Raw genomic sequence first — 10,616 nt, forward strand, 5'->3', positions numbered from 1 at the left:
CGGTCCGCGGAAAACCTCGAAGTCGACGACAGCCGCTAGGCGCTCAAGCGGATCACCCGCCGCGCTCAACGCCTCGTACCTGTCCGAAAGATCAAAGAAACCAGGCTGTCCCGCCATCGCCGCCTCCACCGTCATCGACCGGCAGTGAACCACGCGGCGCCCTCAAGCGCTACCGGTTTTTCGAGGCGTCCAGCTGGCAAGGAACAACGCGCGAACTATCGGATTGCCGATCATCTTGACGCGAGCAACCGGCAAACGCAGCCCGTCGAAAAACTGCACGGGCACAACGTGAGCCGGATCGAATGAAGCTAGCGTCTTGGTGACCTCGCGCTCGGTCCATCGATATGCGGCGTTGGGTATGGCCGTGTTACGATAGCCGCCGAACTTGTAATCGTTATCCACGACCGCTTCGAACTCGTAGACCGGAACCATGCCGAGTCTGATCGCAGTCTGCATTGCCAGCGAATCGCGATTCTCGAACACCAGCACAGACTTGGCGGCACAGCGATACATCTCGAGCAGCGCCCTGTGCGGAGAACCGCAATGGTGCAAACCCATATGCTCGATGATCTGATCGTAGGCTCCGGGTTCCACAGCCAGATCCTCGCCGTCAAGAAAGGCCCTTCGTAAATCCACGCGTACGCGCTACCCACTCAATTAATCATCCCGCGTGCGCACTACTGATCAAGCGAACTTCGCCAAGTTGCTGCGCTCGCCAAACTCCCAAATGGCGACCTTCGCGGATGACGGATTCGTTGATCCTATATTCGGGTTGAGGGAAGCGGAACGGGGCGGCCCGCAAGTTAAGCAGACGCCAGTCGCCGGAGCGGATGTCCGCATTAAAGGAGGAGAGGTCATCGCTCGTTATTAGCAGGTAGCGACGCGGCTTTGATAAGACATTGCGTAATACTTTTGCTACGTCGTTAAAGCATAGGTGAAACAGAACCTCGCGGATCAGCACCACATCAGCATCTGGCAGCTCGTCACGAGTAGCGTTTGCCAAAATAAACTTCTTTTGATCGTTACCGTATCGAGCATTGTTATCGCTTACGACTGATGCAACAATATCTGCGCCGATATAATTGATCCCGCCGAGATCGACTTCCTTCATCCAAGTGAAATCGCCGCAGCCGACATCGAGAAGTGTCTCTACTTGAATCTCTTGGAGAATGTTTGGCAACTCGTTACGCAACTCCCCCGTCACGGTAAGGCTGGACCCGCATCCAGAGCCAGGATTTTCCGCTTTGCCTAATGTCCAGTGCCCCGACTTGTAGATGGAGCTGAATCGATCTTCGAGTGCCTCGTGCTCAGGATGCGCGAGGGATTTGCCGCCGAACTTGCGGATTGCATTGTAAACGCCGACTTTCGCCAGCGTCGCGCGGATCACCTCTTTCGTGGTTTGGCCGAGACTCATTGAACACCCCCCAATCTGGATTGCGCGCCCGATAGCAGTCTAGGCCTGACAGTGCACGTCAAGTTGGTTAGTGATATTGAATGGCTGGAGCCAAGCTCTTTCTTGAAAGTTTATACCCAGAGCCGCTCGAAGAAGGCAGAAAACAGGCATAGAGAGCGCTCCCGAAAAACAGGAAGATACAAGTTGAACGTGTGCCAACTCGGCCGCCAAAGATTGTGAGAAATTTGGGCTAAGGTCGCCAGCTTGCGGATCGCATCAAGATAGAATGGCGCCGACAGAAACCCCTTTCGTAAATCCACGGGCACACCCCACCCACTCAATACCCGTCACCTAACAAGCCGGGTCCCCCGAGACTCGCATGGAATCGCCTTTTCCGCGGAGCCTGCGCCAACTTGCCGCTGCAACCCGCCGCGCGACCACATTCTCGGTCGAGGCATTCTCGTGTTTGCTGTGGGCATAATCAGCCTCTCCGATGGGCTTCCAGCGGCGATCACGGTGTGCAGATCTGGCCGACGCCCGGTCTAGCCTTGTTCTTCGACCATTGTTTTTGGGCCATCCAACCACTCATCACAAACCTATATGGTGTTTTTTTCTGGACTTTTTGAACCAAAAGGAGAATACTCGCCGCGCAATTGCAGGCAAGCGCTTTGACAGGAACGCTCCGCGCTCGACGCTGGCTTTCAAGATGTCCTGACCCAACCCAACAGGAGAACTCCATGCCCGATCTAACCTACACCATTGCCGGAAGCCGGCAGAAACGGCTCGTCGATATGGGCGACCAGACGTTTGCCGAAGTGACGGTGTTGCCGAATGTAATGCCCACGGTCTGGACACCGGCCACCGCTTTCAATGCAAGGCTCTTTTCGGACGTAGAGATCCAGATAATCGGTGCCCCATCGACAGCCTATGTATTTCAGGACAGCCTCGACGGGACAAATTTCAATGACTGCTTGATGCTTGACAAGCACGGATCCGGTTTGGCTTCGATCGCCTTGGCCGGGCGCTATCGGCTTCCAGGCAACTGCTTCCTGATGGCACGCCAGGGCGCTGGATCTGCCGTTTACATCCGCGCGGGGAGCTGAGCCATGCCGACGGATTCATTTGCGCGGAGCTTGGCGATCAGGGCACACTAGGCGGCTGTCACTTTCTCGAGTTCCCTTGCCAGCGCAAGTACGAGCGCAATCCCGGTTGACTCCGGTCACATCCGCACGGCTGGCTTTGGCGTGGCGGGCGACTGTGGCGGCGCGCTTTACAAGCGGGTCGGCTCGGCTCCCGCCCATGGCGGCAAGTTTCAATCAGCCGATGGCGCCTGGTGGGAGATTGCCGAGGCGGTGGTGACCCCGCAGATGTTCGGCGCGGTGGGAGGCGGCACAACCGACGATAGCGCGGCTTTCATTGCTGCGATCCAGTATCTCAAGTTCGCTGTGCCGCAGTTCACACGGACGGCCGATGGACAAGCCGAACTGTTTGTTCCTGCAGGTGTCTATCGCCTCAATCAAAGCGGGGTGCTCTCCAATATCAACGCCGTGACGCGCGGCGGCTACAAGATGCGCGGCGAGGGCCGCGATGCCACGGTGATCTGGCTCGATTGCACCGATGGCGCGACCAAGTGGCTTTATGGCAACGGCGGGAGCCAGCGCAATTGGGGCTGCACCTTCGAAGGGATTTCCTTTGCAGGTGGCACCGACTGGCACCGCCGCGACGCGGTCGGCGCGACCAACGGCCTTGCCAACATCAACGCCTTTGCCAAGGGGTTCAAGATAAGCGGGCCGAATTGGGAAAGCGCGCACCACTTCATCGACTGCGGGTTTCGGTTCTTTGAGCAGACGTTCGAGTGGGCAGGGTCAAACAACGCCGATGTCACCGCATTCACGGCCTGCAACTTCGACCGCAACCGGCACCTGTTTGCGATCAACAATCCGCAAGCACTGAGCCATTCGCTGACCGATTGTTATGCCGAAACCAACTATGGTAACGTGCTGGTCTACGGCGCGGCAACGGCTGGCGGAGGCGCGTTCAACTGGAAGGGCGGCGCGATCATCCAGTTGGAAGATGCCGCAGCCGATACTTACGTGGTCAACATTCCGACAACGACCGTGGGGCCGGATGCGGGCAATTCCAACGTAACCTTTACCGGCCTGCATATCGAGCTGCGCGGCAACAGAACGCATGTGAGCAAAAACACGGGCATCGGATTTTGCACCCTGGCCTTCGAACAGTGCAACATTCTTTCGACCGCCACGGCGCAAAAGGAGTGGACGGAAACCGCCGGTTTCAACACGACCTTGTTCCGCGATTGCGCATTCAAGGAACAGACCCCCGTTACCGGCTATCATGTGATCGCGGGAAGCTTGGGCGCTACGGCCTCCGCGCGCCGGGGCAAGAACGCGGCACTGCGCTTTCTGGGAGCGTGCATCCTTCAAGCCGATTTCTTCACAGCGGACACGGCGCTGGCAACTGCGCTGAGTGCGGCCAAGGCGAGCAAGGGCATTGTTTGGAAGGACGGGCGCGGGCTGCTCGAAGTTGATGACGGGTGCAGCGCCGATACTGCGGACCTCTCGGCGCAGCCCCGCGTAATCGCATTGGCTTGCTCGGTGCATGGGCTTGCCAACGACAGTTATACGGTGGGCCGCAGCGGCAAACTGCGCACGATAAACCCTTTCTTTTCGACCGTGCCGAGCGCCCTGATCGCGGGGACGACATTAGGAATCCCCCCATTCGTGACCGTGGTGCGAGCGTGGATGCGGCTGAACGGTGCGGGCCTGACTTCGGCTACGAACGTGCGCCTGAATATCAGCAACGGCGACAAGAGCGTGCTATATGGTCAAAGCACCGCGCAAGCCATCAACACGGCAGGTGGGCATTTGCTGGTCACGAATATCTACCTTCGAATCAGCGATGATACGATCAGCCGCCAACTCACCTTCTGGCTCGACAACGGCGCAGGCGCGGATGCGAACAGCAATGTCAATGCGGGGTTGATCATCGGCGGGGTTGAGTATTCGTGATGATTCCCCGGCGCGCGCTAGAAAGGAAACTTCCATGCCCGCGCCGAGGCCGCGATGATGGCGCACCTGAAGGCCGCGCGGACTTTCAGCTTATCGCATAAGGCATATCTTGCGCAGCCAAACCGAGCGCGCCGATCCCCGCAGGTCTGCAACACTTGCGCTTTGCCCTACAACAGGCCCGAGATGACTGTGATGACTTGGTGATTGCGCTCCACCGCCGCCATCTCGGTATCAGCTTCGGTGTAACAGCGCAGTTCCGGCGCATTACCCGATGGACGTAAATGGATGATCGTCCCATCAGCGAAAGACGCGCGAACTCCGTCGGTCAGATCGAGCGCAAGCGCCTCCTGGGCAAATCCGCCGAACAAGCGGGTTTGCTCGGAGAGTTGCTCAGCCAAAGACCCCTTCAGAAGCCGGGCGAAGAGCCGTTCGCTAGCCTCTCGGGGAAATGGGCTGAGCCGATCGCTGAACGTGAAGCGCTGAGGCAGGCTTGCCAGCTGCGCTGCGACGCTCGCTGCCGGCGCAGTCAGCACGGCCAGAATGGGCAGTACCGCGTCACGCGTGCAGAGAGCGGCTGTGGTCGTCCCGTTCGCTCCGGGAATCGCACTGCCCAGCAAGAACCCGCCATTCGCCTCGTACCCGCACACGCAAGCCGAGCCAGCTTCCAAATCCTCCATCATGGCTGCGATAACATAAGGCGAGCCGATCCGGGTTCTTCGGCACAGTCCAAAAAGCCTCGAAAGTTCGAGTGCCGTATTGCTGCTCACGGGCGTAACCACACTGGTCGCGCCGACTTGCGCGGCACAGAGGATGCCCAGCACATCGCCGCGCAGCCATTGACCTGTTTCGTCTGCAAGGAGCGGCCGATCGGAATCTCCGTCGGTGGAGATGATGGCGTCGAACTTGCCCCCCGCAGCCCAGGCATGCGCAAGCGCGACATCTTCAGGCCGGATAGCCTCGGTATCCACGGGTATGAACGTATCTGAGCGACCAAGCAATTCGACCTCGGCACCAAGCGTCAGGACAATCCGGGCCAGCACATCGCGGCCGACCGCCGAATGCTGATAGACTCCGATGCGCTTGCCGACGAGTGCCCCACTGCCGAAATGATCAATATAGCGCTGCACATAGGCGCTCTCGACATCGGTAATGGGCGGCAGCGGTTCGGGCAAGACCAGCTCCCCTGATTCGGTAAACTGGCCCTGCGCCAAATCCGGCATCTGCCGCGCCATGCCGGGCTCATCGCTCTTGAGAACTTCGCCCACAGGACGATAGAACTTGATGCCGTTCCGATCGGCGGGGATATGGCTGCCGGTAACCATCAGCGAAGGCATCGCATGGGCAAATGCAAAAAGCGCCAGCGCGGGTGTTGGCACATAGCCACAGAACACGGCCACTCCGCCACTGTCGCGAATTGCGCGCGCGCATGCGGCAAGAATGCGCGGGCTGCTCGGCCGCAGATCGCCAGCAAGCGCCACCTTCCGGCCCGGCGCAAATTCGCCAAGCTCTGCAAGATAAGCCAAAAATCCGCAGACATAGCCATAACACACGCGGTCGGTCATCGCGTCGACTTTGCCGCGGGCCCCACTCGTGCCGAAAGTAACTCCGCTCTCGATCATTAAGTCCGCTACGGTGATCCCGGGCATGTTGCCTCCGTCCTGACGCTTCTACATACTTGCCGAGCAACCGCGCTCGGCATCGCTTTACGGGGATATTGCTTGAAGTTCCAGCGGTCGTGTGCAAGCATTCCAAATGCCGATGAGCCAACGCGAGACCAAAGCCCTCAAAATGCTGTCTTGGCTCAGGACTCATTGATCACAACCAGTAGCAGCAGGTTGCGGCGATGGAGATGGCGGACATGAAGGTGTGGGCGCAGCGATCGTATCGGGTTGCGACGCGGCGCCAGTCCTTGATCCTGCCAAAGACATTCTCGATTTTGTGACGCTGGCGGTAGAGCGCCTTGTCGTAATGGTATTGAACCTTGCGGTTTGAACGTGGCGGGATGCACGGTGTAATGCCGCGTTCGACCAGCGCTGCCCGGAACCAGTCGCTGTCGTAGCCTTTGTCCGCCAGCAGTTCCTTGGCGTTGGGCAACGCGGAAAGCAGCAGAAATGCGCCCTTGTGGTCGCTCATCTGACCCTCGGTGAGCAGCATCATGATCGGCCTGCCCAATCCGTCGCAGACGGCATGGAGCTTGGAGTTCAAGCCGCCCTTGGTGCGCCCGATACATCGGGAAAGAGCCCCCCTTTTAAGAGGCTGGCCGCCGTCCGGTGCGCCTTCAGGTGCGTGGCGTCGATCATGATCCGGTCGGGCTCGCCTGCCTTGCCCGCCAGCTCTGCAAATATGCGGTTGAACACGCCCAAGCGGCTCCAGCGGATGAAGCGGTTGTAGATCGTCTTGTGCGGGCCATAATCCTTGGGCGCATCGCGCCACATCAAGCCATGCTTGATGACGTAGATGATGCCAGAAACAATCCGCCGGTCATCGACCCTCGGCACACCATGCGACAACGGAAAAAATGGCTCGATCCGGCGCATCTGCGCCTCGCTCAGCAAGAACGGAACATCCATCACAGCACCTCCTCAGTGCCGTCATTGAATCAACCCATGCCGCCTCATGCAAGCAATTTAACAGGTCCTGAGCCTTATCTTTCACGTGGCAGAGCAGCAAAAAACTTCTGGACTGACAAATAACCCGATAATTCAGCGTTGCGCATTGCAGCAACTGCTGGCAATAGACCTCGGAATCGGTTCTAAATTTATTACAATTTGGGGACAGCGTGCAGTTCATCAGGGGCATCCTTGCCGCATTCGCACCGGGCAACCGGGATCTGATTTGAACAATGAAGATCCTCGTCTCTGATTACTCCGGGCACCCGTTTCAGGTGCAGCTTTCGCGGTCACTGGCGCGGCGTGGGCATACGGTGCGCCACGCGTTCTCGGCAGGGTTCCAAACGCCGAAGGGGAATCTGACGCGGCAAGCATCCGACCCGGATGGCTTTGATATCGTGCCGATCCGCGGAAAGAAGCCGTTCGCCAAGTCGACATTCTTCGCGCGCCGCCAGCAGGAGATCGAGATCGGGCACGCACTGGCCGCGCTTGTCGCGGATTTCCGGCCCGATGTCATCATTTCCAGCAATGCCCCGCTCGATACACAGCGCGTGTTTCAAAAGGCCGCGCAGCAATACAACGCCAAGTTCATTTTCTGGCTGCAAGACATCTACAGCGAGGCGATCTCGCGTGTCGTTCCGCGCAAGCTGCCAATCGTGGGATATGCGGTCGCAGCTTGGTATCGGCACCTTGAGTTCGCGATGCTCCGAGCAAGCGACAAGATCGTGGCCATTACCGAGGATTTCGTGCCGATCCTTTCGGCGAAAGGCGTATCGGAAGACCAGACCGTGGTTGTCGAGAACTGGGCGCCGACCGACGAATTGCCTCTTTTCCCGCGCGAAAATGATTGGGCGGCAGCGAACATGCCGGCCGAAGGCATTCGGATCGTCTATTCTGGCACGCTGGGCTACAAGCACAATCCGGCCTTGCTGCTGAAGATGGCACGGGCCAACCCGCAAGCCCATGTCATGATTTTCTCCGAAGGCCCGGTCGCCGATCAGGCTGCTGCCGATGCGAAGGCGCAGGCTCTGGGCAATTTCCATGTCAGGCCGTGGGTGCCCTTTGCCGATCTGCCCAAAATGCTCAGCGCAGCGGACGTCTTCGTCGCCGTGATCGAAGCCGAAGCGGGTGTCTACTCGGTGCCGTCGAAAATCCTTACCTACCTTGCTGTCGGCCGCCCGATCCTGGCATCGGTTCCCTCCGACAATCTTGCGGCGCGGCTGATCACTAAGCATGAGGCAGGATTTGTGGATTCGTCCGCTGACAATGCCGGGCTGCTCACTGCGTTGACCGATCTCGCTGCAGACCCGGCCTTGCGCACGCAGATGGGCGATAACGGGCGCAATTATGCAGCGAAGGCTTTCGATATCGAAGCCATCACAGACCGTTTCATTGCAGTTTTGCAAGAACTCAATCCTTAAGACTGGAGTCAAATCATGAAAAGCGCATTGGTCCTTGGCGCAGGTGGATTTATTGGTGGGCACCTTGTCAAACGCCTCAAGAAAGAGGGCTTTTGGGTCCGGGGTGTCGACATCAAGTTCAACGAACACGCCGAAACCGAGGCCGACGACTTTGTGATCGGAGATCTGCGCGACCAAGCGTTCTGCCGCAGCGTGATCGACCGCAACTTTGATGAGGTCTATCAACTCGCGGCCGATATGGGCGGCGCGGGCTATATCTTCACTGGCGAACACGATGCCGATATCATGCACAACTCGGCCACGATCAATTTGAACGTCGCGGACATTGCGCACAAGCGCAACATCAAGCGCACATTCTATTCGTCATCCGCGTGCATGTATCCGGCCTATAATCAGGAAGACCCGGACAACCCCAATTGCGCCGAAGGATCGGCTTATCCGGCAGCGCCCGATAGCGAGTATGGCTGGGAGAAGCTGTTCTCCGAGCGTCTTTTCCTTGCTTACAATCGCAATCACGGGCTCTCGAACCGGGTCGCGCGTTACCACAACATCTTCGGGCCGGAAGGCACCTGGGATGGCGGCAAGGAAAAGGCACCTGCCGCAGTCTGTCGCAAAGTGGCCAGCACCAAGTCGGGAGATGCCATCGAAATCTGGGGGGACGGTCTCCAGACCCGCTCATTCCTGTATGTCGACGAATGCATCGAAGGCACCCTTCGCCTGACCCGGTCCGATTTCGAAGGGCCGGTGAACATCGGTTCCGATGAAATGGTCACGATCAACCAACTGGTCGATATCGTTGCCGATATCGCGGGCAAGAAGATCGAGAAGAACCACATTCCGGGGCCAACCGGTGTGCGAGGCCGCAATTCGGACAACCAGCTCATTCAGGAGAAGCTGGGCTGGGCACCCTCCCAATCGCTGCGCGCGGGGCTGGAAAAGACTTACGAATGGATCGAATGGCAGGTCCGCCGCAACGTGGCCTGATGGCATAGCGCGAACACCGTGCGTCGGGGGCATGGCGGGCCAGCGGGCAGCCGGCCGCATTGCTCCCGATCGCCGTGCCCCCGCACGCAGGGAATTGTGCGCCGGTCTGGTCGCAGGCCACAGCAATTTTTAGGAATTGCACCAAAGGAATTGCCCCGAAGGAACTGCACTGTGCGCCGCATTCTCGTTCATGGCTATTTTGGGGGTCGCAATTTCGGCGACGACCTCATGCTGCTTGGGTTTCTGAACCGCCATGTTCGGGATGGGGACAGCGTGGCGATCATAACCCCCGATGGAACGCGCCCGGGCCATCTCGATGCGCGCGTAACAAGAGCTTATGCAAAGTCGGCCAAAGGCTTTCTCGCGGGCCTCGCCTGGGCAACCGATTTCGTGTTGTGCGGGGGCACGGTGTTTCACGACGCCTATCCGCCAGAACGCCACAAGCGCTATCGCAAGAACCTCATCGCCGTGGCCGGCCTGCTCAGGATCGCGCGGCTTGCCGGGCGCAGAGTCCACCTCCCCGGCATCGGCCTTGGCCCGCTCCGCCGCCCGCTGACCAAGGCCATGGCGCGGATTGCGCTGGGCTCGGCGGTGCATGTCGGCCTGCGCGATGAACGGTCGATGGCGGATGCCGCAGCCATCGGCTTTGCCAAGCAGGCCGTCCACGAAGCCGATCTTTCCGCAGCATCGGGACTCTGCCGTTCCGATGGGCCGCGCGCCGGTCTTGCGCTTTCGCTGGTTGCGCCCAGTCTGATCTCGACGACAGACGCGCCGACGGCCGAGCGCTTCTATGCGGCGCTGGCTGCGGCGCTGGCTGCTTGGCAAGATCAGACGGGGGAACCTGTGACCGTCATGGTCATCTGCGTCGGTGAGGCCGATTCGGATGTTGCATTCGCCGAGCAATTTCAGCGCATGGCATCCGCAGCGGGGCTGAAGGACTTGGCCCTTTACCCCTATGACGGCAATCCTCTGGTCATGGCAGCCCGGATCGGCGCGGCCCGCGCGATGATCGCGATGCGCTTTCACGCCGCCACGGTTGCCGAAAAGCTCGGCACCCCGACCTTCTGGCTCGCCTACCAGCGCAAGGTGATCGACGGCGCGGGTGAACTCGGGGTTGATGAGGCGCGGGTCGGCATCCCAGATGGCGAAGGACTTTCCCGGATCACGGCATGGCTGGCGG

9 protein-coding genes and 1 pseudogene are annotated in these 10,616 nt (G+C 59.3%); 5 read left to right on the top strand and 5 right to left on the bottom strand.

Features of this window, described 5'->3' with window-relative positions; translation table 11 throughout:
• The 3 genes and pseudogenes from Q0O40_RS13625 to Q0O40_RS13635 all read right to left on the bottom strand — a co-directional run.
• Nucleotides 1-117: pseudogene (locus Q0O40_RS13625) on the bottom strand (IS5/IS1182 family transposase); the annotation flags it as partial.
• A gap of 45 nt (nt 118-162) precedes the next feature.
• Nucleotides 163-594 (bottom strand): hypothetical protein, encoded by a 432-nt coding sequence (locus Q0O40_RS13630; RefSeq protein ID WP_295530898.1) that lies wholly within the window; start codon nt 592-594, stop codon nt 163-165.
• Nucleotides 595-661: 67 nt separating this feature from the next.
• Entirely contained in the window at nt 662-1,414 is a 753-nt protein-coding gene (locus tag Q0O40_RS13635) for a methyltransferase domain-containing protein (RefSeq protein ID WP_295530901.1), read from the bottom strand.
• Nucleotides 1,415-2,130: 716 nt separating this feature from the next.
• On the opposite strand from Q0O40_RS13635, the gene Q0O40_RS13640 reads away from it, so the two are divergent.
• The gene (locus Q0O40_RS13640) at nt 2,131-2,496 is read left to right on the top strand and encodes a hypothetical protein (protein ID WP_295530904.1); all 366 of its coding nucleotides are present in this window, start codon (nt 2,131-2,133) and stop codon (nt 2,494-2,496) included.
• Nucleotides 2,497-2,637: 141 nt separating this feature from the next.
• Entirely contained in the window at nt 2,638-4,422 is a 1,785-nt protein-coding gene (locus Q0O40_RS13645; RefSeq protein ID WP_295530907.1) for a hypothetical protein, read from the top strand.
• Nucleotides 4,423-4,589: 167 nt separating this feature from the next.
• Here the strand turns inward: Q0O40_RS13645 and Q0O40_RS13650 are convergent, their stop codons facing one another.
• Entirely contained in the window at nt 4,590-6,068 is a 1,479-nt protein-coding gene (locus tag Q0O40_RS13650) for a phosphomannomutase (RefSeq protein WP_367183754.1), read from the bottom strand.
• Between the two features lie 169 nt (nt 6,069-6,237).
• Nucleotides 6,238-6,992, bottom strand: a protein-coding gene (locus Q0O40_RS13655) for an IS5 family transposase (RefSeq protein WP_295530910.1) whose coding sequence is annotated in 2 segments (ribosomal slippage) — nt 6,238-6,674 and nt 6,674-6,992 — 756 coding nt in all. Because the reading frame shifts where the segments join, the coding sequence is not laid out codon by codon here.
• A gap of 272 nt (nt 6,993-7,264) precedes the next feature.
• On the opposite strand from Q0O40_RS13655, the gene Q0O40_RS13660 reads away from it, so the two are divergent.
• From Q0O40_RS13660 to Q0O40_RS13670, 3 genes are all read left to right on the top strand, one after another.
• A complete protein-coding gene (locus Q0O40_RS13660; RefSeq protein WP_295530913.1) occupies nt 7,265-8,452 on the top strand; it encodes a glycosyltransferase family 4 protein in 1,188 nt (395 codons plus the stop codon).
• Between the two features lie 15 nt (nt 8,453-8,467).
• Nucleotides 8,468-9,436, top strand: a complete 969-nt coding sequence (locus Q0O40_RS13665) for an NAD-dependent epimerase/dehydratase family protein (RefSeq protein WP_295530915.1) — start codon at nt 8,468-8,470, stop codon at nt 9,434-9,436.
• Between the two features lie 171 nt (nt 9,437-9,607).
• The coding region (locus Q0O40_RS13670; protein WP_295530918.1) for a polysaccharide pyruvyl transferase family protein at nt 9,608-10,616 on the top strand (1,009 nt) is incomplete at its 3' end.

The sequence above is a fragment of the Novosphingobium sp. Chol11 genome, from assembly GCF_945870625.1.
GTDB lineage: Bacteria > Pseudomonadota > Alphaproteobacteria > Sphingomonadales > Sphingomonadaceae > Novosphingobium.

Bases quoted from the DNA above. Each gene is read 5' to 3' on its own strand.
- Q0O40_RS13635 (WP_295530901.1), bottom strand. From the start codon at position 1,414: ATGAGTCTCGGCCAAACCACGAAAGAGGTGATCCGCGCGACGCTGGCG.
- Q0O40_RS13640 (WP_295530904.1), top strand. From the start codon at position 2,131: ATGCCCGATCTAACCTACACCATTGCCGGAAGCCGGCAGAAACGGCTC.
- Q0O40_RS13650 (WP_367183754.1), bottom strand. From the start codon at position 6,068: ATGCCCGGGATCACCGTAGCGGACTTAATGATCGAGAGCGGAGTTACT.
- Q0O40_RS13660 (WP_295530913.1), top strand. From the start codon at position 7,265: ATGAAGATCCTCGTCTCTGATTACTCCGGGCACCCGTTTCAGGTGCAG.
- Q0O40_RS13665 (WP_295530915.1), top strand. From the start codon at position 8,468: ATGAAAAGCGCATTGGTCCTTGGCGCAGGTGGATTTATTGGTGGGCAC.